Origin of the sequence: Pinirhizobacter soli, assembly GCF_015905305.1 — a bacterium.
GTDB classification, from domain to species: Bacteria; Pseudomonadota; Gammaproteobacteria; order Xanthomonadales; family Rhodanobacteraceae; genus Pinirhizobacter; species Pinirhizobacter soli.
The window spans coordinates 392,792-417,095 of the sequence record NZ_JADZLQ010000004.1 but is presented as its reverse complement, the minus strand read 5'-3'; the positions used below and the strand labels follow the sequence as shown (position 1 = coordinate 417,095).

Below are 24,304 nucleotides of genomic sequence, written 5' to 3'. Positions count from 1 at the left end.
CCTTTTTGTATTGATAATGCTGGCACCTAGCCTCTCCTTTGCGGCAGAGAAGGTCACCTACTACTACACCGACCAGCAACAGACGCCACTTGCAATGGCAGATGCGTCCGGCCAGGTACTGGCGCTATTTGACTACAGCCCGTACGGGAGAGCCGCCCTCGGAGGCGCTTCGGATGGGATTGGTTACGACGGTCACGTAGCCGATACGGATCAGGGTCTGGATTACATGCAGGCTCGATATTACGATCCCCAAGCTGGTCAATTTCTGAGCGTGGACCCGGTCGGCCCGTCAGCCGGCGATATTTTTAAGTTCAATCGTTATTCGTTTGCAGATGGCAACCCAGTAGTGAATGGCGATCCAACTGGAATGGATCCGTCTACTGGTAACGACATGAACATTTGCGGGGGTCCTGTCCCCTGCGAGGTCAATACAGGAGGGTCAACGGGCAACGTTGTTTCGCCAGCGAGTAACGAGCCCACTCCGCCTGAGCAGGATGCGCACGACGAGTTTATTGCAATGATCAACATCAATCAGTTTGATGTTGGGAACGAGGCGCATGCTTTACTACAGATCCTGGCGACTAGCAATCCGGGCTACTTTGCCGAACAATGGTCGGATGGCGCCTTCACCTGGTTCGGTGGGCGTCCGGACATTGGAAATCGCATAACGAAGGAGCTTTGGGAAGTTAAGAGCGTGCGTTCGAGTGGCTTTGCAGAGAAACAGTTGGATAAGTACATTTTCTTCTCGCGCCACACTTATAAGAAGGGAGGACTTCCATCCTTTTTTGGCAGGTCGAGCACGATTGCCTTGAACGGTGTTTATGCCAACTATCAATACACGTTCGTGCGTCCAGGCGTAATTAACTATACGTTCAAGCTAAATGATGAGTATGAGTATAAAACGATAGGTCGACGAGTTCCCCTCGCGCCGCCAATATCAATTTCTGAGTTTTTTGAGGATTTCATCCGTGATCCGGTCCCTGTTCCATAGGTGCATTAATGTCATTGCTTGTTGAAATTCTGAGCTCCTGGAATGCTCGGCAAGGTATTCAGGATTTGCTGGAGGTGTCGGGATTTTCGGCCCATATTCCTTATCAGGACGAAATCCGGGTGCTCGCGGAGGCGACTGGCCCACTGGGTGTGGAGGAACTTGAGAGGTATTGGAGTGAAAGCGGGCGGGAGTGGGTCGCTTGTGCGGGGAAGGTTGATTCCCTGAATCGACAATTTGGTGAGGAAGTGGGTTACCGCTCAGCGTACCTGGATGAACTTGCAGATCGTGGTCGCGCGCGAGGATACGAAGTGTCCCCAGGAATGCATCCCGCAGAACGCGTAATCGCTTTTGAGCCTGAGGTTGGAAATCGTCTGGTTGGACGGGTGTTGTCCGAGGTTGCGCGCGTGAAAGAAGAGGTCACTCGTCGTGACGCGCGGGGAATGACGAGAACATCGTCTATGAACGACCTTCTTCGATATCTTGGGAATTCGCTTAAGGACTATGGCTTTGAGCATGGCTCGACTCGGCTTAAATGTCGATCATCTAGCGGCATGCGCTTTGAGATTGGTTTCTCGATGGGGAAATCCAAAATCTTGTATCAGTTGCCGCTGTTTCTTAAGGTTTGGCATGGATCTAAGACGCGCCCGTTTCTCTATGCATCGGACTTTGTCTATATCTTGCCGGGATTTCGGTACTATTCCATCGTCCGTGACGATTGGGACATCTGCTACGGGCTCGATGCTTATGCTTGTTTGATACGGTTGTTCTGTCGGTCCCTTGATGAACTCTGTGTCTAATGTGCGTGACTTGTTGAAGATTTTTGGGGAAGCCGGCGGCACTAGTTTTTTTTTGCCCGTACTGCGTCGCGAGATATCTCGAAGGGAGATGGTGTTCATTGCCGCTTGTTGAAATACTTAGCTCCTGGAATGCCCAGCGAGACGTTCAGAAGGTCCTTGAGATCTCAGGATTCAACGTTCACACTGCCTACCAGCGAATCATGCATGCGCAGGCACTTGAGTATGGTGTCGGCGCCGTTGAGGCCCTGGAAATGGTTTGGGCGGAGAGCGCTAAGGAATGGGTTACCTGTGCGGGGAAGGTCAACTCGGCCAATCGATTGTTCCATGCCGAGGTCGGATACAGATCGGCTTATTTGGATGAGCTTGCTGACCAGCAGCGCGCGACTGGTCAGGGAGTCGCCGTGGCCCTCGATCCTTTGCAACGAGCAATGACCTTCCAGGGAGAGATTGCCACGCGAGTTCGAAACGAGGTCATGGCTGCGATCGCGCTTGAGAAAGCCGCTGTGACCCGACGTGATCCTAAAGGGCTGTCCAGAGGCTCGTCGATAGAAGATTTGGTTAGTCACTTGGAGCCGGGGCTTGTTGAATTTGGGTTCACGCGGGCGTCGACACGGCTGAAGTGGCGATCCGGCAACGGTCTTCGCTTCGAAGTGGGGGTTGAGAAGAAAAAGCGGCCAAGTTTGCTTTTCCAACTACAAGTCTTTTTTAAGGTCTGGCACCAAGACAACGCGCGCCCATTCATCTATGCCACCGACTTCAGCGCAATCGTTCCTGGGTTTAAGTACTACTCGATTATTCAAGATGATTGGGATGTCCGATATGGACTTGATGCCTGTGCTTGTATGATCCGAGCGTTTAGCCGATCCCTGAGTGACCTATCCGCTGACTGAGTAGAGAACCGTCACATCTTCACCACGAAATCGCTACCCCTTCTTTGCTCCCGTGGCCGGTCCTCCTGTCCAGGTCGAGATCAGCCGCCTCCCGCTTTCTCTGCAACTCGTCGGACTTCTTCTTCAAATAGCTCTCCAGCCGCTCACACGAACTGTCATGCGAGTGCTCCCGCATGATGGCTGTCAATGCGTTTCCCTGGTCCTTCGCAAACTGTGCGTGCTCGCCTTCATGACGGACCATCGCCTTTAGCATCGCGTCCCACTTGGTAATCACTTGCGGCTTTACCCCTGTCGGTGGCACCCATGACGGATACACGATGTTGATATTCACCTGCACGCCAGGCTTCACCAGCACGCACGTCGCCCCGACCTGTTTGGTGTCCCACCACGAGTTGACGCCCCCATTCGTATACGCCCAATAGGAACTGGGCCCCTTCTCATTCATCTCCTTGACGATGCCGGCCTCGTCGGTGGCCTTGATGTCGTAGTGGCTGGTCCTCTCCACGATCTGGGTATCGGGCACGACCACGGCGGGTGGCGGGGCGAAGAACATGGGCGCTTCCTGGCGGTTGGGTGACCTGAGGACAGCAATGCGCGTGCCAGCCGCCGGGGCGCATGGCTTGGTGATGATCGATGTCCGCGGACAGGTTTGGTGTACGGCCGGACAGGGGCTATGTGGATGTCAGCAGTCTTGCCAGGCGCCTGCCGGAACGCGATGTGCCCCGTTACAATTTCCCGGTGAAAGAACTCGACGATCTCGGCTATATCCTCACGCGCCACTGGCGCGATACGAGGGATGGGAACGAGATTGAGCTGTGGCTGGCTACGGCGGAGGGTGTGCGACGGGTATTGATCACAGGGCAGCGGAGCGTTGCCTTCGTGCTGGCCGAGCAGCGCGAGCGGGTGGAGCGCTTGGTGGCGGGCCGAAGCGGCGTTGAACTCTCCGTGCTGCCGATGAAGACCTTCGATCAGCAGCCCGTGCTTGGCCTCTACACGAAGGGCTACCGGGAAATGCTCGCCCTGGAGAAACGCTTCGGGGAGGTAGGCGTCGCCCTCTTCGAGCCGGACGTGCGGCCGGACGAGCGCTACCTGATGGAGAGGTTCATCACCGCATCGGTCTCCCTGGGCGTGGACCTTGCCCAGGAGCGCGGGGCGATTGTGAATCCGCGGTTGCGGCCAGCTGAGGGATATCGCCCTTCCTTGCGCCTGGTTTCGCTGGACATCGAGACCAGCGCGCACGGAGAGGTGTATTCCATCGCGCTGGAAGGCTGTGGGGATCGCCAGGTGTTCATGATGGGTGATCGCCATGCGGAGGTGCCAACGGACCTCGACTTCAAGCTGACGTACTTCGACGACCGCGCCGGCATCATCGTCGCGCTGAACAACTGGTTCCGGCATAACGATCCCGACGCCATCATCGGCTGGAATGTGGTGCAGTTCGACTTGCGACTGCTTCAAACGTGTGCCGATGAGTGCGGGCTGAAACTCACGATCGGGCGCGGTTCGTCCACGATCGAGTGGCGCGATCACCGGCGGCGGGAAGGGTATGTGTTCGCCTCGATCCCGGGGCGTTTGGTGGTGGATGGTATCGAGGCGCTTCGTTCTGCCTCGTGGTCGTTCGAGTCATTCAGCCTGGAGGCCGTTTCGCGCGAGCTGCTGGGCGAAGGCAAGGATATCGACGATCCGTATTCCCGCATGGCGGAAATCGAGCGTCGGTTCCACGAGGACAAGCCGCTACTGGCTCGCTACAACATCAAGGATTGCGAGCTCGTTACCCGCATCTTCGACAAGACCAGGCTGATGGAGTTCCTGCTGGAGCGCGGTAATACCACCGGACTACAGGCCGATCGCAGCGGCGGTTCCATCGCGGCATTCAGTCATTTATACCTGCCGCGCATGCATCGCGAAGGCTACGTAGCGCCGAACGTAGGCTCAAGGCCTGGCGAATCCTATCCGGGCGGCTTCGTCATGGACTCGCGCCCCGGGATCTATGATTCAGTGCTGGTGCTGGATTACAAGAGCCTCTATCCCTCGATTATCAGGACCTACCTGATCGACCCCATCGGCATGATCGAGGGAAGCCTGTCGAACGACCCGGCCGCCACCATTCCCGGCCCCAATGGCACGACGTTCTCGCGAACCAGGCATTGCCTGCCGGGTTTGATTGCCCAGCTGTGGACGAGCCGCGATAAGGCCAAGAAGGAGGGCAATACGCCGCTGTCGCAAGCGCTCAAGCTACTGATGAATGCCTTCATCGGTGTGCTGGGAGCATCCGGCGGACGGTTCTTCGATCCGAAGCTAGCGGCCGCTTGCACCCTGCGCGGGCACGAGATCATGCGGCAGACACGTGTTTGGGTGGAGTCGAAAGGCTACGCCGCCATCTACGGCGACACCGATTCGATCTTCATCTGGCTGGGCAAGCGCCATAGCGAGGAAGACGCTGTCCGGGTGAGTGAGGAGCTGGTCGATTTCATCAACACCTCCTGGCGCGACCTGCTCCGGCAGACCCTGGCGATCGAATGCCACCTGGAAATCGAGTTCGACACTCACTACCACCGGTTCTTCATGCCAACCGTGCGCAATAGCGAGCAGGGAAGCAAGAAACGCTACGCGGGGCTCACCGTGGACGCGGACGGACGCGAGGAAATGGTATTCCGGGGGCTGGAGACCGTCCGCAGCGACTGGACACCGCTGGCCAAGCGCTTCCAGGGCGGTTTGCTTGAGCGGATATTCAAGGGCGATGCGTATGCGGACTTTGTCCGCGAGTATGTCAGGGACCTTCGCGCGGGCCTGATGGACGATGTGCTGGTGTATCGGAAGCGCTTACGGGGGCGGCTGGATTCATACGACAGGGTCATTCCGCCCCATGTCCGTGCGGCCATCCTTGCTGACGAGAATAACGTTCGCCTTGGTCGGCCGCGGCAGTACCAAAGCGGCGGATGGATCCGTTATGTGATGACCACGAACGGGCCGGAACCGGTGGAAGCGCGGAAGTCGGCCATCGATTACGAGCACTACGTGGTTCACCAGCTCAAGGCCGTGGGCGACGCGATACTTATGCCGATGGGGGACCGCTTTGATTTGTTGACTTCGCACCAGTCGGAGCTTTTTTAAAAGCGAAGGTCTTCGGGCAATAGTATCGTTGTGTTCTGAGGTTTCTGGCTGCCTGGCTCCGTCACACGGTTTAGCGTACGACCTGAGACTTCCAGGGTGTCAGGACTTTTTGTTGATTCCACGCGACTTGTACTGCATGTACAGAGAACTCAAAAAGCTAATGACTACCGCTCGGGCAGCCATCCTTTCCGCAAAAGAGTCTCGGCTGTTCCTTAAAGCAATGAATGCCCCATTCCTGCCCAACATCAAATTGAAGAAAGCTCTCGCCCGCGTCGCTCAAGCCGAGTGACTCTTACCCCTCGCTAGTCTTCTCTTTAGCGAGAGCTACGCCCGGTTGCATATCTTCTCCCCTCGGATCGCCACTTGAGGGTAACTATGCAAATTCGGCAAATTCAAACGCATCGCTGCCCGAGCATGCCCCTGCTTGTAAAGAAACGCGCATAGAGTAAGAGTCGGCCCTTATAGAATTCGCGGCCGACCAGGGGGTATGGACGCATGCTGCAACTCATAAACGACCGTCTGTGGGCGGAACTCGAGCCATTGGTGCCGGTTGACCGCCGACTGACCCGACGCGGCCCCAAGGGCCACGGCGACCGAGTGGTGATGGAAGGCATCGCCTACGTGATCACCCGCGGAATCGCCTGGAACTCGCTTCCGCTGGGCGTCTCCGGCGTGTCTGGCCTTACTTGCTACAAGCGGCACAAGGCGTGGGCGGCCATTGGCGCGTGGGAGAGGATCGAGGAGGCGCTCGTGGTTGGGCTGGCGCGGGGTGGCATTCGACCGAGGAAGTCGCTGGCAGTGGCGGGCGACTAGCTTCGAATTACCCTTCCAGTGAAGCCAGCTGCAGCTTCACCCAGGCAATCGCATCTTCACCTTCGACTGTCTCCCCGCTTTGGGGATCTTCAAGCCGTCCACCGGTGATGGAAGCCAGCGCGCTGGACGCCGAGAGTGCCGCTATCAGTTCGAGCGGCTTCGAGCCCATTGAAAACTGCACGGTGAAGTTGAACTCCGGCGGCAGTTCCAGTTCCGCCGCGTCTTCCGGCTCGGTCTCGAACGAGTAGTACTCGAAGCCTGCAAGTTCGTCGCCAACCGGGCAGGGCAGGAATCCTGTCATGGTGTCGACGTCGAAATCGGTATCGAGCTCGCCCGGAAGCTCCTCGTCTTTCATCACCGAGCGCCATTTCTCCGGCGTGGGCATTTTGCCGCGGGCGAGATAAACGTACAGGTCGTATGACATAAGGCGTCCCCGGCTGGTTTGGGGAGCTTGACGGCCAATCCCGGGCTAAGCAAGTGAGGCGTTGGTTGTAGTCTTTCCCTTATGGGGAATCTGTCTATGAAAATAAGCCGCACAGGCATTGGAGCCGCGATACTGACGGTGAGCCTTCTAGGCTTGCAATCGTGCTCGTCCGATAGCCTGCCGGAAAGCGCCTGCTTTCATGACGATCAGGCTCTGGTCGCCAATGGCCCGTCGCGGATGTCGGCGCGTATGGCTACCGATTTCTGCGATGACCTCGGCGGCTCACAGTTCAATTCAATCTATTTAATTGATCAGAGAGGTGGGCGAATTGACGTGCTTCGCTACGAGCCAACCTCAATAAGTGCCGATCCTGTAGTGAGTTGGCAGTCCGATGGGTCGGTTGAGATCGTGCTGAACCAGGTTAATCACTTCGAAAAAACGCCGCCCACACCCGGGATCGAGGTTCACCTTAAGGTGGTAGAGAATCGAAGCAAGGGCGGAGTAGGGCGACCACCTTCGAAGTGATGCCCGATCGTCACCGCTTCACCTGGAACATCGCCCGCTCGTTTCCCTGAAGCTTGCAATTCCGCGAAAGCACATCCGCCGCTTCCGACGTCTTCGCCATCACATCCTGCACGTTCACCACCACGCCCATGGTGTCGCCGAGCGGATCCAGCGCCATGCAGACATCGTCGATCATACGGTTGCTGCGCAGCTCCTGCCCGCTCACCAGCACCAGCAGGTTCTGGCTGTCGATCCATGTGGTAGTGCCTACCCCGGGCAGGTTGCGCAGGGCGGCGCGTGCGGCTTCATGATCCACGGGTCGATGGAAGTTGGGAAGGCGCATGGCTTTGTATGTGTTGCGAGCCTGGGCATCGAGAGCATCGGCGGCGAGTGCCCCTGCGGTTGCCGCGACGTTGGCGGGACGGGGCATGGCCACGGGATGGGCTTCCCTTACCAGGCGGCTGGCGGACTCTGGCGTGTCTTGCAGCCCCATATACGCAAGGGCCAGCACCAGCACGGCGGCGACGATGCTGCCGGCAATGATCATCGGGGCGAAATCCGAGCTGGCACGATGCCGGGGGCGTGCGGCTGCACGAGCCAACGGAAACGGCACCTCAGGCAATAGCGGTGGCGCAGGGACAAGCGTCGGTAACGAGGTTTCGAAAGTCCGGCGCACTTCGGCGCCGTCGACAAGGATAATGGCAGCGCATTGGGCGGCGGCTTCCAGCGCGGCCGTCGAAAATTCCCCGCTGGTGATCAGGATTGCACCCGAGGCGTGCTGGGTGTGCATCACGCCGATCAGCTCGTGCACGTAGTTGTGCGTTACCTGCAGCGCGTTCCAGTGCTTGCATTGGACCACGATGTATTCGTCGTCCCGGTATAGCTTGATGTCGATGCCGCCGTCGTAACGCGCATGGGACGCTCCCGTGCCCGAGTGCTCCACCCGATACCCAAGCTGGCGGTAGTGCTCGGCGAAGAGGCGCTCGAACGCCGCCCAGTCGACGCCCGCGAGCTCGTCGGCGTAGCGATGCTGGATCTTCCTTCCCTGGGGATAGATGCCCATGTCCTTGGAGCCCTCTTGATAAGCGGTCTTGCCAACAGAAGCATATCGGCCGAGGGGGCCGCTGCTTTAGGCTATGCCACCACCGCCTGGTGGGAAGCACTCAAGCCGGTATCAAGACGGCCGATAAGTTGGTGTTCATGCCCTTTTTCGGCGATACGAGCAATCAAGGATTGGCAAAGAACGATGATGCGCAGTTGCTGCACCACCTTGCTGGCATTGGCCGGCCTGACCCTTGCGGCACGCGCTGCCGCCGTGGATTGCACCTCCGCGCCCGCCAGCCATAGCGACCAGGCTGTTTGTGCTTCCCCGGCCCTTGCCAAGCAGGATGCCAATCTCCAGCGCTTGCTCGTTACCCGCGCACCCTCGGATGCTCTTGCCAGTTCCCAGGCCGATTGGGAGAAATCCCGCGCCCGCTGCAATGGCAATCAGGCCTGCCTGGATAACGCCTACCGCTCGCGGCTGGCGGCCGTGCAGGCTTTCCCGCCCAAGGCGGAGCCGCCGTTGCGCAAGCCGAAGATCGTGATCTCGGAAATTCTCCCAGACGGGAAGCTCGTTCCCATCCCCCCGGTGGCCAAGGCCGCGCCCAAGCCGAAGGTCGATGCCACTCCCATGCCCGGCGACGGGCGCAGTGCCGACGAACGACTTGCTTCGGCCGCCGGTCCGACCACCGTCGCCGAAAGCATCAACGACGGCTGGATCGTTGCCGCCCTGGCTCGCAGCGGTATCGTGATCCTTCTGCTTCTGGGCCTGGCCTACGGCCTGCGCCAGTTTTTCGGGCGCTGCCCATCCTGCCGGCGCTGGAACCGGAGCCGTGTGATCAGGGTGGTGGCCGACCGGACGCTGGGCCATCAGAGGGCGGGGCGCAACGAAGGGCGGGATGCATCCAGGCATCGGAACACGTTGCCGGTTCAGAAGCCTTTGATCGTAAGCAAACGGGTTTATGTGTGCGGCGAATGCAATACGCGCTGGGAGCCCGGAATCAAGGTGCCGGCATTGGCTGGCGAATCGGCGGATTTTCGGCCGCGACCATAAGCGAGGCCTGCCGTGCAGACGCAACCCACGCGATGGCGACCGATTCCGTTCCCCAAGCTTTGGTGGGCAACGGTTATTCCCGTGAGCGGATTGATGGCTGCGCTCTCTCATGGACTATCCGCAAATTTTTTCGAATCGCTGTTCGGCGTGTTCTCTTGGTTCCATACGAGCGATTCCGCTGAAGCGCTGGCGGCCTCGTTCTACATCCTCCTGCTTTATGTCGTGGTGCTGCCTGCGTACCTCGTTATCTGCCGGTATTTGATGGGGTACTGCCGTATCGACCTGCCGACCACAAAAAAGCGGTACTTCAACCGTGGACTCATGTGGGTGGCGACTCTGGTTGTTTTAGCCATGCCTCTTTGTTTCTTATTTCCTAATACTCATCCCACATGGCACGGTGCCGGCCTCATCGACACATTCCGTGACGGCGTGTGGGGCATGACGGCGGTGGGCGCCGGCCTGCTGTTATGTGTTGTCATCTCCGGAGTGGTCTGGACCCAGATCACGGAGTCGTTGTTTCGCAATTAAGCCGCTGCCAGGCCCCCTCCCAAAGCAAATTCTTACACGATCTAAAGTATCGTCGGCTTGGCCCGATACCCCATAGACGGGCGAAATATTTATTCCGCGGGCCGGCGCCTTCCGCGGTCCGGTCATAACGGGGGTGGGTTGACACATGGCGGTGTTGGCAGGGGACAACTTGCGATCCGGTGCCCTCCAGGCGGCGTCCTGGGGTGTAGCGCCATGAGGGTTGCATTCGAGCGCCAGTCTTCGCGTGCCGTCAGCTTCGTGGGGCTGGCCATAGGGATACTGTTGGGCATGGCCCTGGCGGTCGGGTTGGTGGAAGACCGGCAAACGCGCCTGTCCGCGGCCCACGACCGTACCCTGGCGTTGGCCGAAGGTGGCGAGCGCCTGGCTACCGAGCAGATGCGCAGCGTGGACCGCACCCTGGCGGGCGTGGTCCAGGACATCGAGCAGTTCGAACGCGCCGCGCCCGACAAGGCGCCGGCGCTGATTGCACAGCTGATGGTTCGGGTGACGGCACGGCAACCGGAAATCGAAAGCATTCAACTGGTCGACCACGGACAACTGGCGCTGCCTCCCTGGGTACTTACCCGCCAGGCGGGCCCCCGGCCGGGCATGCGCTTCGGCCCCATCGAGAAAGTCGAGGGGCGCTGGTTGCTGCCGATCGTGGTGCCGATGGTGGACGGGCGCTGGTTGCTTGCGCGTCTCAACACGCGCGGGTTGCAGACCCTGGTGGAGCAGCTCGCCACCGGCCACATGGGCGTGGCGACCGTGGCGGACTATTACGGAACGATCCTGGCGCGAAGCCGGCAGGCGTCCACCCTGGTGGGAGAGCCGATAACACGGTTGTACTCGGGCGAGCACGCCGATCTCACCGACCTTGTCAGCGCCGTTGATGGGGTACATCGCCTGGTGGCCAACAGTTCACTCGATGCCTATCCGGTGCGCGTGGGCGTGGGCGTGCCGCTGCGGATGGTACTGGCGCCGTGGTACGTATTCGGTGCCGTGGCCGTGGCGGTCTACGGCTTGTACTGGCTGGGCTATGCCTACCTTTATCGCCGTGTGCGCGCATCGGAACGTTCGCGCGACGAATACGTGCGCACGATCACCGATACCAGCCGTCGCCTGAAACAGGCCCAACGGGCGGGGAATATCGGCAGCTGGAGCATCGTGAAAGGTTCCACGCGCATGTCGTGGTCGAGCCAGGCGGCGTTGATCCTGGGGTTGGATGTTATCGACATCGTCACCAGCCGCGACACCTTCTACAGCATGATCCATCCCGACGATAAGCCGATGTACTTCGAGGGGGCGGCGCGTGCCTGGGCCAATGACGGTGCGGTGACTCTCCAGTATCGGGTGCTGCGCCCCGATGGCGCCGAGCGCTGGATTTCGTCCACCGGATCATTGGTGGAGGAGGGCGGCGTGGTGACGCTCACCGGTACCATCGGCGACATCACCGAGCGCATGACGGCGCAGGAACACCTGGCTTATCGCGCCACGCACGATCCGCTCACGGGCCTGCACAACCTAGATGCCCTGGTCGAAGACCTCGACCGCACGGAAGCGTCGCGCTCGTGGTACGACCTTGCCTATATCCAGTTGCGCGGCCTGGACGTGATCGCCGATACGTTCGGTGTGTCGATCGGCCGCGATGTATTGAAGGCTGTGGCGGCGCGCTTTGAATCATTGGGCGCCGAATTTGGCCAGGTAGCCCACCGCCCGGGTGAGACCTTCGTGGTGGCGATGTTCGACCGTTCGCGCCACGACGAAGCCCTGGCTGCCTTGCTCGCGGCGGCGACGGAGCCGGTGTCTTCCGAGGCTGCGGTGCACCAGCTCGACGCCCGGGTAGGGCTGGCCTCATACCCGGACGATGGCACCCATGCAGAGAAGGTCGTGGGCAACGCGGCGCTCGCCGCGCAGGAGGCGGGTGTGGCCGAGGGCACGGTGCGTCGCTTCGAGCCTGCCATGGCTGATCGTTCGCGCCTGCGCTTGCAGATGACCGCGCGCATGCGCGATGCCATCGAGGGCAACGACCTGCAGTTGCATTTCCAGCCGGTGATGAGCGCACTCACCGGCAACATCGTGATGCTCGAAGCGCTGGTGCGCTGGCCGCAAGCCGATGGCAGCATGATTCCACCCTCGGAATTCATCCCACTGTGCGAGGAAACCGGGCTGATCCTGCCGCTGGGAAGCTGGGTGTTGCGCCGCGCCGCCGCCGCGCACAAGGCGCTGACGGTGGCAGGGTGGGGCCGGCTTTCCATTGCAGTGAATGTCTCGGCCATCCAGTTCGCCCGCACCGATCTTGCCCAGGAAATTGCCCGTGTCGGGGAAAATTTCGGTCTTCGTCCCGGCGCCCTGCACATCGAGCTGACGGAAAGTTCGCTGATGCGCTACCGCGATCTCGCCCGCCGCACCATGCATGCGCTGCAGTCGAAGGACATCCGCGTGGCACTGGACGATTTTGGTACCGGATTTTCGAGCCTTGCGTATTTGAAGAACCTGCCGATCAACAGCGTGAAGATCGACCGCGCATTCATCCAGGATGTGGATAGCGATCCGCGCTCGGCGTCGATTTGCCTGGCCATGATCGGCCTTAGCCACAGCCTGGACCTTACCGTGGTTGCCGAAGGCGTGGAGACGGCGAGCCAGCACGCCTGGCTGCGCAACCACGGTTGCGATTTCCTGCAGGGCTTCCTGTTCTCCCATCCGCTGCCGCTCGACGCGTTGCTGGTGCACCTGCATCAGTCGGAGGAAGCGCAAGGTGACATCAAGACGGTGTCGCCGTCTGAGGTGTAGCGCGTGGCGGCTACGCGTTGGTGGCGGCCATCAGTGCCATGTGCAGCGTTTCGGTGGGCACGTCCATCGGGAACATGCATTCGACCCGAAGCTCCTGCGCGGCGATGGTGAGCGGCGTGCCTACGGTGCTGACCATCGAGAAGTAATTGAGTGTCTGGCCATGCTTGATGAAGCTTAAGGGAATAACCGGCAGCACTGATTCATCCGTCAACGGGACCGCGTCGGCATGTGCGTCGCCGGTGCCAGGGTAGGAGAGAAGCTCATCCATGAGCTGGCGCGTGCGCTCGTCCATCACGTGGCCAACGGCTTCCCGCCGGACACGCTCCAGCAACCCTTTCGAGGCGCTGTTCCAGTTCGCGATGTGGGGCCTCATGCCGGCGGGGTCGAACATCAAGTGCAGCATGTTGCGCGGCGTGGGGCGGGCGGCAAGATCAACGAAGGCGTTGAAGAAGCGCGGCGCCGCTTCGTTGGTCATCAGCACGTTCCAATAGCGGTCCATGACCACCGCGGGAAAAGGTTCGTGCTGGTGGAGTACGCGGGTGAGGGCACGGCGGACCGCGGCCATCCCACTGGCATCCCACGCATCGTCCACATAGGCGGGCGCAAATCCCGCTGCCAGGAACAGTTGGTTGCGCTCGCGCAGCGGTATCTCCAATGCCTGGGCGATGTTCACCAGGGTTGGCCGGCTGGGGACGCTGCGGCCACTCTCGATGAAACTCAGGTGCCGTTGGGATATCTCCGTATCGAGCGATAGCTCGTTCTGGCTTTTTCCGCGCAGGTCGCGCCAGTGGCGGAGCAGCCGGCCAAGTTCACCGCCGGCTGCCTGGGTTTGCATCCCTGAGATCACGGCGGTTCCTTTAGAACTCCGTTGGGCCGACGGCACCCAACCAGCGGCTGACCCTGGTGGGGTCGTTCGGGTCCATGTAGAAGAAGTGCGTCATGGTGGGGCGCACCACCGGAAGGCTTTTGTCGTCGAAGGTCATCCGCACCTTGCCATGGAACATCTTGATGGATCCGCCATCCCAATACTCCACCACGTCGTGATGGGCTGTGAAGCCGCGGTCGATGAACTGACGCAGGTTGTTCCGGATGGTATCGCGGCCGTGCCAGTCGGCCACACCCAGGTTGCATACTGCGTCATCGGCGAAGCAGTCGAAGCCCTTGCCGAAGGTCTTGTCATCGATCTCCTTCCAGAAATCCAGCAGCCATTGCGGTGGATCCTTTCGGGTGAAGTTCATCGAGGTCATCTTAGGTCTCCTGTGCTTTCGGGGTGGGGCACAGGTCCACTATCGGCGACTATCGACAGGCTCTCAATTACGTGGCAGGTAATAACGCCCCGCCATGATGTGTCCATGTCCCGGCCATTCCTTGCCAGGCCGCTACGGGTACTATTCACCATGCGGCAATGGGCATAGGTTTTTTTCTCATCCGAGGACTCATCATGCTTCTCCTGGCCATGGCGTTTTTCGCTCCCACGCTCGCAGTTCCCTCGGATTTCGAATCGCGAAGGGCGGAGGCGCAGCGACTGGAGAAGTCGGCCGAGGGCGCGGCATACGTTCGCGAATATAGCTATCTGGTTGGAGCGGCGATGCGGGGCTGCGTGCCACCCGGGTCGGCGGACCCTGCGAACCTCGGGAAGTTCAGCCTGGTCGCCGACATCCTGGGCAATGGCCAGCCTTATGCCATAGATGTAAAGCCCAAGACCGCCGTAGCCTCGTGTTTCGCAGGGCAGATCATTCGTATCACGTTTCCCACGCCACCCAATAACGGCGGCAAGAATTACGTGGTGGTGATCGACATGTCGATCACGCCTTGAGCGGTCTCAATGGGCCGCGGCAGGCGACGACGGGGTAGGGCTGCCCGCGTCGCCGTGGGTTCGCAGGTACTCTCGCATTTTCGCCAGGATCGGCTGCTGGTCGGTACGGTCGGCGAAGTGGTCAACGACATATTTTGCCGCAGTGCGCGCGTCTGGCCGGTTGTGCTGAATCAGGATGTTCGCGCGGACCACGTAACCCGTGGGCGCATTGGGGTCGACCTTGATCAGGCGGTCGATGGTGGCCAGCGCCTGGTCCACCCGGTTGGTGCGGCTGTAGATATCGATCAGCTGCGTCATCGACATGACGTCTTCGGGATCGATCTTCAGCACGGCCGCATATTCCCCCTCGGCACGCTTTTCTTCCCCGGCGCGTGCATAGGACAGGGCGCGGGCCATGTGTGCCTCGGTGTCCTTCGGGTTGGCCTTGATGATCCGGTCGAACTCCACCTCGGCCCAGGCCTTCTCGCCGCCGGCGTAGAGCATCTGCGCACGGTACTGCGGGATGCTGGCGTCGTTGACGACGAATCTTAGCGATTGGCTATAAAGGGCTGCCGACAGCTTGGGATCCTGCCCGAAGGTATTGGCGGCGGCGGCGTCGATCACGGAATAGGAATCGCCTTCGTCCAGCGCGCGCTGCACCATCCACGATGGGTCGTCTTCATCGTAGCCTGGCCCGAAGTCGTCATTGACGATCAGGCGAAGCAGGGGATTCTTCGGGATCAATGCCGTGGCCTCGCGCGCCTGGGCATCCTTGTCCGGCGTGCTGCGCATGGCCTTGTACCAATGAGTAATGGCTACGGCGCGCAGGCGGAAGCTCAATGGGTCAACCGTAAGGCCGCGCTTGATGGCCTGCTCGATGTACAACGGTTCGGCGGACATCCAGCCGACGTAGATCATCGCCGAATACACCGGCAGCACCGCGCTGTCGCGCACTACCGCCATGTCCAGGTCCTGCCTGGCAAGGTGCAGCGCGGTGTCGCGTGCCTGGATCGCCTTGGGCTTGTATTCCTGGATACGGGAGCGAATCGCGGGGTCGCGGAGCTGTTCAGCGCTTTCATGTTCCATGTTCCACACTGCGCGCGAGGCGCGCTGTGCCTCGCCCTGGTGGGCAATGCCGCTGGCGGCTAGGGCGAAGGCGCTATCGGGAAGCTGCTTCATCCAGGCGTCGATCATTGGCCGCGATTCGGTGCATGAGCACTCGAAGTCCAGCGCGATATACGTATGCTCCAGCAGGCCCGCGTGCGCCGGGTCGTGCAGCTGGGCGTCGCGGTAGCCGGCAAGGATCTTGTCCAGTTCCGCGGCCTTGCCCTTGAACACCAGGTCCTTGGCCTGGGCCATGGTGATGATCGGCTGTGTGCGGTACCGGCAATAGGCCGTGGTGGTATCCGCGTGCCAGTGCATGCCCGGGGGGTCGGGATAGGCCAGGCAACGCTGCAGCGGATCTTTGATCTTCTCGGCGGCGCGCACCTTGGCGAAGTAGGCGGTGTAGGCCGCATCGCTGATGGCGGGGACGGAAGCCGGGCGCTCGGGCGGTTTATCTGGGGTTGGCAGGGTGCCGGCGTGATGTGGCCGGTTCGCCTGGCGGATCTTCGCCAGCATCTGGGGTGTCATCGCATGGTAGGTGGCGTAGCCGACCCACCCGAGCACGGCCCACGCACCCACCACCAGGGTAACGATGCCAACGATGGTACGCGCGCGCATGGATGTCCTCCCCGACTCCCTAGGGTGGGAATATTCTCACACGAGGGCGGGGATCGGGCGGGGATTCATGCGCCTGGCCAAAGGAAATACTTGCCGGGAATCGGCACGCACGCTCCAATGGCCAGGGGGAAGGGATGGGGCGTCGCAAATGGATGCGCGGCTCGCCACGGACATCGTCGGTGCCGCGGGGTGGAATATGGACCTGGTGACGTTGTTGAGTGCCCTCACGGGCAGTGGGCTGGTAAGCCTGGCCGTGGCGAAATCGCTGGCCGGCAAGTTGTTGGACCATCGGCTCGACAAAGACCTCAAGCTTTACGACGAAAAAATCGACAAGCGACTAGCCGAGCACAAGGCTGACCTTGATACGCGCGTGGCCGAAGCCACGGCACTGAAGGAAGGCGCTGTCAGGAAGGAAGTGGAGGGGTACCTCGGCGATCAATCCGCCGACAGGGAATATCGGAGCGAGGCGCGCAAGCGGCTATACCTTGCAGTAGGCCCGCTCCGCTTTCAGTTGCTCAATGCGGCGTCGGAAGCGGCCAATCGCGTGTTGCGCGTAGGCGACGGACTGGAGACGGACCTTTCGCTCAACGAATATTTCGGCCGCAGCACGGCCTATCGCGTACTCAGGGTGCTGGCACTTGGCGAACTGGTGGAGCGCCAGATCGCCTATGCGGATTTCAGTGTCGATCCGGACATGCGCTCGTTGCTGCGATTCAAACGCCTGGCGATGGCGTGTTTTTCCAGTTCGCGGGTTTCGCTCGGGCACAGCCAGGAAGACTGGAACGAACAGAAGCAACATGTCTTCCAGGACAATTTGGGCAGCCTGGCTTCGCTTCTGATCATCCCGGAAAAGCCGTCCTCGCCCAGCCGCGTCATGCGCTTTAGCGAGTTCAACGCCGCTTTTGTTACGTCCGTGCACCTGAGCCGCCTGGAGCCGATTCCACGCCTGTTCGCCTCGTTCAGCCCGAAGAGCACCCCCATCTTGTGGCTGCGCCTTTTGGCCCTGATGCATTTGTGCGCTGGTCTTGTCGAAGCTCAGGGGGCCCAGCTGGGCCTTGAAGCCATCAACATGGATGTCGATGCATTGCTTAAGCTTTCCGCCGATGCAGAAATCACGAAGCGGATGGACGAGTACAAACAGATGCTCGAGGGTTTCCGCCGCGAGGTGGGACCTTCTACCTAGGGCTTGGGGGTAATACTGAGATTAGTGTCCGGCCTGGGGATCTGCCCGCCGCGGATGTCGGGCAGGCTGCGCCAGGCGCGACCCATGTCCACCAGAGCGGCGGCGCGCCGGAGCATCTCGGCCAGGCGCGCGCTGTCCTGCTGGTAGGTTTGCGCGTGGCCGGGATAGCGTGCGAGGTACGACTGGAACGATTCCTTTTCCACCGTGTCGCCATCCCACGCGGTGGTGAATTCATCAAGGGTTTGTTCCATGCGGGCCATCGCCACCAGGAAACGTCGCCAGCGATGTTCGTCGAAGTTGAAGGCATCCCGCGCCAGTTCGCCGGCATCTGCTCCGTAGCGGGCCAGTTTCCCCACCATCGTGGCATCCATGGTGAGGTTCAAGCCGCCTTCGTCGGGTTTCAGCGCCACATGCACGATGCGTTCGCGATAGCCGGGCAGGGTGCTTTGCAGGTTGTCCTGCCAGTCTTTGGCGGCGTCGATCAACCGTTGCAGGAAGGCCAGCAGGCCGCCTTCGATCGGCAGGATGGGGATCAACACGCCGCTGTTGGCATTTTCCGGCAGCCATGCGCGGCCTGGTCCGATATTCCTTGCCGGGTTGAAATCGTCCAGGCTGATGCCGAAGGTGGGGTGGTTGGGCCAGAGCTTGTCGAAGAAGTGGATGGGAAAGTTGCTGGCGAGGCCCCCATCGCTGAAAAGACACAGGCGCGGCACGCTGCGGCCGGCGGCTTCGTTAAGCGTGAAATCCCGCGCGTAGAGCGGAATGGCGCTGATCAATAGCGGAAAGCTAAGGCTCATCCGTGCGCCGATGGCCACGGGCAGCTTGCCGTCGGGAGGCAGGTGGAAGAAATCGTCCGCGGGGTTGCCGGTGTCGAAGGCTTCGCTGTTCGCCATCAGGTAGTTCATCACCCGTGGAGGGAACAGGTTTTCGAATTCTCCGCGGCGGAAAAGGAAACTGTGATCGCGCATCGGCACGGTGAAGGGCCTGCGCATCATCAGGTTGGTGGTCATCATCCGCAGGGCGACCGGCGGCGCGCCGCCGGGGGGCGTGGCAAGGTCGTCGAAGGTGAGCGGTGGATCGTCAGGCCCAGTGCCGCGGCCAGCGATGTAGTCGATGAGGTCGGTGAGCCAATCGGTAAGGCCGGGTGTGTCGAAGCCGCGCTGCGTACTTCCTGGACACAGCCCATAGCCATTGGCCGGGACTTCGTGGGTGACGCGTCGATAGAGCGTGGATGCAACGGTAACGATGCCGATCAGGACGAACAGCCCCGCTCCCCACGCCACGGCGTATCCGATCGGCGCACCGGAAACGACTGCGACGGCCCCGAACGCGACACCGGCCGCGAGGCCAAGCAACCAGCGCCCGACGAAGCGCCGCACCGCGATACCCAGCACGCGCCCGAACCTGGCGATCCACGAGCCCGGGGCTTGCAGGGCGAGAAAGATATCCAGCAGCGCCGCAAGTCGCGGCGACGGCTGGAACAGGCGCATCAGGTGGCCGCCGATCTGCGTAGGCACCTGGCTAAGGCGCATGAATCCGCCGGAGGCGCGGCCGTACTCGGCAGCAGCTGTGACCGCCGCCGCGATGGCGCCGGCCGAGGTGCCGCCGATGGAGCTGAAGCGGAAATCCTTGGCCAGCTCCGCGGCGGCCAGCGGGTAAACCACACCGCTGGACACCCCGCCCTTCATCACCAGGTCGCAGATTCGCGTGGGGTGGGTGAAGTCGCTCTGTTGGTAGGCACCTGGCTCGATGGGCATGGCTTGCTCCGCGTGCGGCCTGGAGAGGGCCCTAGCTTGCCTGTCTTCGATACCCGGGAGGAAGGCCGTGCGTCACCGATTTGTGTAGGAACGAAGCGATTGTTGCAACGGCTAGCGCGCAAGCATTGATTGGCTCACTTCCCATAGCCGGCGGGCGTTGTCGGCATCGATGGCGTATGGAAATACACCGTTGGCACCGCTTGTGCGTGTCCTGGCGTCGTTGCTGGTGGAGGCCTCGCCCTGGTGGATCGGTGAGATATCGGCATTCTCGGTATAGACGGCGCCCATGCCATCGAGTCGCGGACTGACGGCGCACCAGACACTGGTGGCTGCACCCTGCGGTACGGTTTTAAGGTTGCGCGATGGGTCGATGATGGGCTTTCCGTCTTCGTCGATCACGCCAGCGTTCTTCAGGTCTTCAGGTGACAGGTGCTTTCCAAGGCCTGTATCGATGATCAAACCAGGATGCACGGCGAACGCGCGGATACCATCGGCCTGGTAGCGGGCATCCAGTTCCACGGCGAAGAGAATATTCGCCGTCTTCGATTGACCGTAGCTCGTCCACGGGCTGTATTGGCGTTGTTCGAAGTTGATGTCGTCGAAAACCACCGGGGAATAACGATGGCCCCATGACGATACGGACACCACCCGGGCTCCTTGCGCACGCTGCAGCGCCGGCAGCAGGCCGAGGGTCAACTGGAAGTGCCCCAGGTGGTTCGTCGCGAACTGGATTTCGTAGCCGCGGGCGTCGCGCTCGAACGGCGTGGCCATGATGCCGGCGCTGTTGACCAGCATGTGCAGCGGCTGGCCGGTGGCTATGACGCGAGATACGAAGGAGTCGATGGAAGCCGGGTCGGCCAGGTCCATGGCTTCGAAGCGGGTGTTGCGAATGCCGGCGAGCGTTTGGGTTGCCTTGGTTTCGTTGCGCGTGGGCACGATCACGCTAGCGCCGGCGTTGGCCAGTGCCCTGACGGTTTCTACCCCGATGCCGGAATAACCGCCGGTGACGATGGCGGTCTTGCCGGTGAGGTCGATGCCCTGGACGACGTCGGCGGCGGTGGAGGCGGCACCGAAACCGGAATGAATGGGCTGTTGGAGGGAGCGCATGGGGAATCGCTTTGGTGGGGGAGTGTCCAAAAGATAGGGATTGCGCCCCGGACTTTGAATTATTGAAAGTCCGTGATTCTTGCGCGATAGTCCGCCAATGGTCTCTGATCCGTTTTCCGACATCCTTTCGCTTACCCAGGCGCGTTCGCTGGTCACCGGTGGATTTACCGCTGGGGCGCGCTGGTCGGTGCGCTTTCATCCGAGCGGTCGGGCGAAATTCTTCGGCATCGTGAGGGGGTCTTGCTGGCTTTGCATGGAAGGCCGAGAACCCGTGCACCTGGGCGAGGGCGATGTGTTCCTGACGTCGGCGGAAAGGCCTTACGCGTTGTCGTCGGGCACAGACGTGCCGCCCGTGGATTCGAAGGTCGCGTTCGCGGGACAGGATGGCGTGATGAGAGCCCTTGGCGAAGGCGATGAGTGCCTCGTCATCGGTGGCCACGTCGAGCTTGATCCCGCACGCGGGAATATCCTTCGCGATGTACTGCCGCCGTTGATCCACGTGCGCGCAGACATGCCCGAGGCGGCTGTCACGCGTTGGTTGCTGGGCCAGCTGGTGGCCGAACGGGAGAACGATTCGCCAGGCGCGGCGTTCGCTTCGGCGCAACTGGCACAGCTTATGTTGGTGCAGGTGCTGCGCGTTCACCTGGCCACCGGTGGCCCGTTGGATACCGGTCTTCTTCGCGCCATCAATGATCCACGCATCGCCCCGGCACTACGCCTGATGCACGCCGAACCCGGCCGCGCCTGGCAGCTTCCGGAGCTTGCCAAAGCCACGGCGATGTCCCGCACCACCTTTGCCGAGTACTTCAAAACCGTCGCCGGCATGCCGCCGCTGGCCTACCTGGCGCAATGGCGCATGCGCCTGGCCGAGCGTTCCCTTCGCGAAGAGAACACCCCCATCTCCCGGATCGCCCAATCCCTCGGCTACGGCACCGAAAGCGCATTCAGCCACGCTTTCAAGCGCATCACTGGCATGGCCCCTGGCCAGTATCGAAAGACCTCGCCAGGGGTCAGAGTCATTGGCGATGAGCCGGACCAATAAGAATCATGGGCGACGTAAATAATTACATGCGTGCTTGCAATTATTGTTAGCAAGAGTATTATTGCGTCCATGATCAAGTTGCCTCCAGACATGGATCCGCTCGCCGCCGGGCTGATCGGCGCGATCTTTCCCATCATCAAGGACGGCCAGACGGGCGTGGTTTCGGCCATGGCCGGGTTCGACCTGACGTTCTCGCAGTTCCGTATTTTGTTCGTACTCGATAGCGAAGGTGTGGACCTGGCGGTGAATGAGCTGGCCGAACGCATCCAGCTATCGTTGCCGGCTGCCGGGCGTGCTATCGACGCCATGGTGAAGGTGGGACTGGTGTCGCGTCGCGAGGACGACAGTGACCGTCGGGTGAAACGCATCGCGCTCGCGACAGCTGGATCCGACGCGCTGGAGAAGATCGGCAATTCCCGCAGGCAAGCGGCAGAGCGCTTCGTCAATAAGCTTGACGATGAAGAGCGCGCCGCGCTCGCCACGGCGGTTGCCACGTTAAGTGGCCTCACATCCAAGTACTTCGCCGATAGCCCGTGGGCTGTCGGCAAACCCTATTGTTCCCCGGAATCCCCAAAATGAATGCTCCCTCCCAGGCCAGTGCCCCGCGGGCACTGGATCGCGCGACGCTGCGCATCGCTGCCGTGGTCGTACTCGGCAGTTTCATGTCGATCCTCGACACCACCATCGTGAACGTCGCGATCAAGGAATTGTCGCGCTCGTTCGGCACCTCGTTGTCCATCACGCAGTGGGTATCCACCGGCTACATGCTGGCGCTGGCCACGGTTATTCCCCTCACGGGGTGGGCGGCCGACCGCTTCGGCACCAAGCGCCTGTATATCGGCTCCATCGCCTTGTTCGTAGTGGGCTCGGCACTTTGCGGATTGGCGTGGTCGGCCACGTCGTTGATCGTTTTCCGCGTGCTGCAAGGTTTTGGCGGCGGCATGATCATGCCCGCCGGCATGACGATCCTTTCCCACGCTGCTGGTCGCGACCGCATGGGCCGTGTGATGGGCCTGGTGGGCGTGCCAATGTTGGTTGCGCCCATCGTAGGCCCGATTCTCGGCGGCTGGTTCGTCGACGATATCTCCTGGCGCTGGATCTTCTTCGTGAACCTGCCCATCGGCGTCATTGCCTTGTTCATGGCATCGCGGATCCTGGAGCGCGACGAGCCCAAGCCGCATCACGCGCTGGACTGGAGCGGGTTGCTGATGCTCTCGCCGGGCCTGGCCATCTTCGTTTACGGGCTGGCCGAAACCGCCGCCGGTGGTGGCTTCAAGTCGCCGGACGCGCTTGGCGGCGTGCTGCTTGGGCTGGCGCTGGTAGTGGCCTTCGTTTGGCACGCACGGCGGAAGGAAGGAGCGTTGATCGACGTGCGTCTGTTCGGTAGCCGCATCGTCGGTGCGGCGGCGGCCACGTCGTTTTTCTTCGGCACGGCATTTTTCGGTTCGGCGTTGTTGTTGCCGCTTTACTTCCAGCTGGTGCGCGGTGAGTCCGCTTTGCACGCAGGTCTGTTGCTGGCGGCGCAAGGTGTTGGTGCGATGGTCACCATGCCGGTCGCCGCGCGCCTGACCGACAAGACCGGCCCGGGCCGCATTGTGCTGGTGGGCCTGACCCTGGTGGGCCTTGGCCTCACCGGCCTGACACAGATCCAGAGCGACACACCTATGTGGATGGTGGAAATCTTGTTGCTGCTGATGGGCATGGGCATGGGCGCGACGATGATGCCTGCGATGACCGCTGCACTGAGCAGCCTGCAACGCCACGAAGTTGCCCGCGTCACCAGCGGCATGAACGTGGTACAGCGCGTGGGCGGTTCGGTGGGCACAGCCCTGCTGGCCGTGGTGTTGTCGCAACAGATCGCGGCCCTGATGCCCGCCACGGGTGTTTCCGAAGGTGGGCTTTCCGTGGCGCGTGTGGTCACGCCTGCGATGCGGGAGGCCATGTTGCCGGCCTTGGGCCGCGCCTTCGGCCACACGTTTGTCTGGGCGTTGGCCATCGTTGCCCTGGGACTGATCGCGGCGACCTTCCTGCCGCGCAAGCGCGCGGTCCACGATACGGGCGAAGCCGCTGTCGCGACGGTGATCGACTAGGCGTCGTTATGGAGGGGTCAGAGTCATGACTCTGACCCCTTATGCCCGACTAGGCGCCCGGAGTCACAGTCGTTTGATGAAGCGCCGTGACTCCATGCCGTAACCCATCGCCTGGTAGAACCGATGAGCCCCCTCGCGGTGGTCGTTGCTGGTCACTTCGATACGTGCGGCACCCCGGGCGACAGCCCAATTTTCGATGGCGCGGATGAGGCAGCGACCGATGCCCTGCCGTTCGCGCCCCTGGCGTACCGATAGTGCGGTAATCCGCACCAATTCTCCGGGTTGGTGAAAGACCGGGATAGCGTGTGCGCTGACCACGCCGGTAAGCACGGAAATCTCGGCGCATACCAGCACGATGTCGCGCGGTGATTCCTTGAAGTGGGACAGGTGTATGGCGACGTTTTCCGACGTGGTGCCATAGCCCAGCGACTGCATGCATGCGGCGATCTCCGTCGCGTCACGCACGCACCCGCGACGGACCAGGTGGGTGGATGTGACCATGGCTGCACTCCGCTCTTTTGGCTCGATGCCATGGAGCGTGCGGGCCCATTGGGCCACTACCATGGCAATCGCGTGGCGCACTGGGCCCGTACGCGGCGTTATCGGCGAATACGCCGCGGTATCCCGGTATGCCTGGCAAGCATGCGGGGGACCAACGGCAC

At 61.3% G+C, this 24,304-nt stretch carries 23 protein-coding genes; 14 read left to right on the top strand and 9 right to left on the bottom strand.

From position 1 onward, the window contains the following. Positions 1 to 16: 16 nt before the first annotated feature. The 3 genes from NDK18_RS18570 (at position 17) to NDK18_RS18560 (ending at position 2,678) form a co-directional block, all read left to right on the top strand. Complete coding sequence (locus NDK18_RS18570) at positions 17 to 991, top strand: RHS repeat domain-containing protein (RefSeq protein ID WP_250628643.1); 975 nt, start codon at positions 17 to 19, stop codon at positions 989 to 991. Positions 992 to 999: 8 nt separating this feature from the next. Continuing rightward, positions 1,000 to 1,788, top strand: a complete 789-nt coding sequence (locus NDK18_RS18565; protein ID WP_250628642.1) for a hypothetical protein — start codon at positions 1,000 to 1,002, stop codon at positions 1,786 to 1,788. Between the two features lie 98 nt (positions 1,789 to 1,886). Then, positions 1,887 to 2,678: a hypothetical protein gene (locus NDK18_RS18560; protein WP_250628641.1), complete on the top strand. Its 792-nt coding sequence runs from the start codon at positions 1,887 to 1,889 to the stop codon at positions 2,676 to 2,678. A gap of 19 nt (positions 2,679 to 2,697) precedes the next feature. Here the strand turns inward: NDK18_RS18560 and NDK18_RS18555 are convergent, their stop codons facing one another. Further along, positions 2,698 to 3,231 (bottom strand): DUF922 domain-containing protein, encoded by a 534-nt coding sequence (locus NDK18_RS18555; RefSeq protein WP_250628640.1) that lies wholly within the window; start codon positions 3,229 to 3,231, stop codon positions 2,698 to 2,700. 164 nt (positions 3,232 to 3,395) lie between these two features. On the opposite strand from NDK18_RS18555, the gene NDK18_RS18550 reads away from it, so the two are divergent. Beyond that, the gene (locus NDK18_RS18550) at positions 3,396 to 5,792 is read left to right on the top strand and encodes a DNA polymerase II (RefSeq protein WP_250628639.1); all 2,397 of its coding nucleotides are present in this window, start codon (positions 3,396 to 3,398) and stop codon (positions 5,790 to 5,792) included. A 495-nt stretch (positions 5,793 to 6,287) separates the two neighbouring features. Continuing rightward, positions 6,288 to 6,605 (top strand): transposase, encoded by a 318-nt coding sequence (locus tag NDK18_RS18545; RefSeq protein ID WP_250628638.1) that lies wholly within the window; start codon positions 6,288 to 6,290, stop codon positions 6,603 to 6,605. 7 nt (positions 6,606 to 6,612) lie between these two features. Here the strand turns inward: NDK18_RS18545 and NDK18_RS18540 are convergent, their stop codons facing one another. Continuing rightward, entirely contained in the window at positions 6,613 to 7,029 is a 417-nt protein-coding gene (locus NDK18_RS18540; protein ID WP_250628637.1) for a hypothetical protein, read from the bottom strand. Positions 7,030 to 7,125: 96 nt separating this feature from the next. Here NDK18_RS18540 and NDK18_RS18535 point away from each other — a divergent pair, with 96 nt between their 5' ends. Further along, a complete protein-coding gene (locus tag NDK18_RS18535) occupies positions 7,126 to 7,554 on the top strand; it encodes a hypothetical protein (RefSeq protein ID WP_250628636.1) in 429 nt (142 codons plus the stop codon). A 10-nt stretch (positions 7,555 to 7,564) separates the two neighbouring features. Here the strand turns inward: NDK18_RS18535 and NDK18_RS18530 are convergent, their stop codons facing one another. After that, positions 7,565 to 8,596, bottom strand: coding sequence for a restriction endonuclease (locus NDK18_RS18530; protein ID WP_250628635.1), 1,032 nt, complete (start codon positions 8,594 to 8,596; stop codon positions 7,565 to 7,567). A 183-nt stretch (positions 8,597 to 8,779) separates the two neighbouring features. On the opposite strand from NDK18_RS18530, the gene NDK18_RS18525 reads away from it, so the two are divergent. The 3 genes from NDK18_RS18525 (at position 8,780) to NDK18_RS18515 (ending at position 12,946) form a co-directional block, all read left to right on the top strand. Further along, positions 8,780 to 9,628: a lysozyme inhibitor LprI family protein gene (locus NDK18_RS18525; RefSeq protein ID WP_250628634.1), complete on the top strand. Its 849-nt coding sequence runs from the start codon at positions 8,780 to 8,782 to the stop codon at positions 9,626 to 9,628. Between the two features lie 81 nt (positions 9,629 to 9,709). Beyond that, the gene (locus tag NDK18_RS18520; RefSeq protein WP_250628633.1) at positions 9,710 to 10,156 is read left to right on the top strand and encodes a hypothetical protein; all 447 of its coding nucleotides are present in this window, start codon (positions 9,710 to 9,712) and stop codon (positions 10,154 to 10,156) included. A gap of 213 nt (positions 10,157 to 10,369) precedes the next feature. Further along, positions 10,370 to 12,946 (top strand): putative bifunctional diguanylate cyclase/phosphodiesterase, encoded by a 2,577-nt coding sequence (locus tag NDK18_RS18515; protein ID WP_250628632.1) that lies wholly within the window; start codon positions 10,370 to 10,372, stop codon positions 12,944 to 12,946. Positions 12,947 to 12,956: 10 nt separating this feature from the next. On the opposite strand, the gene NDK18_RS18510 is transcribed toward NDK18_RS18515, so the two are convergent. Then, on the bottom strand, positions 12,957 to 13,793 hold the full coding sequence (locus NDK18_RS18510; protein WP_250628631.1) for a helix-turn-helix domain-containing protein: 837 nt from the start codon (positions 13,791 to 13,793) through the stop codon (positions 12,957 to 12,959). 10 nt (positions 13,794 to 13,803) lie between these two features. Then, positions 13,804 to 14,193 carry a hypothetical protein gene (locus NDK18_RS18505; RefSeq protein ID WP_250624346.1) on the bottom strand — a complete coding sequence of 130 codons (390 nt, stop codon included), beginning with the start codon at positions 14,191 to 14,193 and terminating at the stop codon, positions 13,804 to 13,806. Between the two features lie 194 nt (positions 14,194 to 14,387). Here NDK18_RS18505 and NDK18_RS18500 point away from each other — a divergent pair, with 194 nt between their 5' ends. After that, complete coding sequence (locus NDK18_RS18500; RefSeq protein WP_250624345.1) at positions 14,388 to 14,762, top strand: hypothetical protein; 375 nt, start codon at positions 14,388 to 14,390, stop codon at positions 14,760 to 14,762. Positions 14,763 to 14,768: 6 nt separating this feature from the next. Here the strand turns inward: NDK18_RS18500 and NDK18_RS18495 are convergent, their stop codons facing one another. Continuing rightward, positions 14,769 to 16,463 carry a tetratricopeptide repeat protein gene (locus NDK18_RS18495; protein WP_250628630.1) on the bottom strand — a complete coding sequence of 565 codons (1,695 nt, stop codon included), beginning with the start codon at positions 16,461 to 16,463 and terminating at the stop codon, positions 14,769 to 14,771. A 148-nt stretch (positions 16,464 to 16,611) separates the two neighbouring features. On the opposite strand from NDK18_RS18495, the gene NDK18_RS18490 reads away from it, so the two are divergent. Next, entirely contained in the window at positions 16,612 to 17,646 is a 1,035-nt protein-coding gene (locus tag NDK18_RS18490; RefSeq protein WP_250624343.1) for a hypothetical protein, read from the top strand. Here the strand turns inward: NDK18_RS18490 and NDK18_RS18485 are convergent. After that, positions 17,643 to 19,403, bottom strand: a complete 1,761-nt coding sequence (locus tag NDK18_RS18485) for a patatin-like phospholipase domain-containing protein (RefSeq protein ID WP_250628629.1) — start codon at positions 19,401 to 19,403, stop codon at positions 17,643 to 17,645. The two genes, NDK18_RS18490 and NDK18_RS18485, sit on opposite strands and share 4 nt — an antisense overlap. Positions 19,404 to 19,514: 111 nt before the next feature. Then, positions 19,515 to 20,510 carry an oxidoreductase gene (locus tag NDK18_RS18480; protein WP_250628628.1) on the bottom strand — a complete coding sequence of 332 codons (996 nt, stop codon included), beginning with the start codon at positions 20,508 to 20,510 and terminating at the stop codon, positions 19,515 to 19,517. Positions 20,511 to 20,607: 97 nt separating this feature from the next. Between NDK18_RS18480 and NDK18_RS18475 the strand changes: the two genes are divergently transcribed. From NDK18_RS18475 to NDK18_RS18465, 3 genes are all read left to right on the top strand, one after another. Continuing rightward, positions 20,608 to 21,552 carry an AraC family transcriptional regulator gene (locus NDK18_RS18475; protein WP_250628627.1) on the top strand — a complete coding sequence of 315 codons (945 nt, stop codon included), beginning with the start codon at positions 20,608 to 20,610 and terminating at the stop codon, positions 21,550 to 21,552. A gap of 90 nt (positions 21,553 to 21,642) precedes the next feature. After that, positions 21,643 to 22,131, top strand: a complete 489-nt coding sequence (locus NDK18_RS18470) for a MarR family winged helix-turn-helix transcriptional regulator (protein WP_250628626.1) — start codon at positions 21,643 to 21,645, stop codon at positions 22,129 to 22,131. Further along, complete coding sequence (locus tag NDK18_RS18465) at positions 22,128 to 23,642, top strand: DHA2 family efflux MFS transporter permease subunit (RefSeq protein WP_250628625.1); 1,515 nt, start codon at positions 22,128 to 22,130, stop codon at positions 23,640 to 23,642. Before NDK18_RS18470 ends, NDK18_RS18465 begins: the two co-directional genes overlap by 4 nt. 63 nt (positions 23,643 to 23,705) lie before the next feature. On the opposite strand, the gene NDK18_RS18460 is transcribed toward NDK18_RS18465, so the two are convergent. Further along, positions 23,706 to 24,143, bottom strand: coding sequence for a GNAT family N-acetyltransferase (locus NDK18_RS18460; RefSeq protein WP_250624337.1), 438 nt, complete (start codon positions 24,141 to 24,143; stop codon positions 23,706 to 23,708). Positions 24,144 to 24,304: the final 161 nt, after the last annotated feature.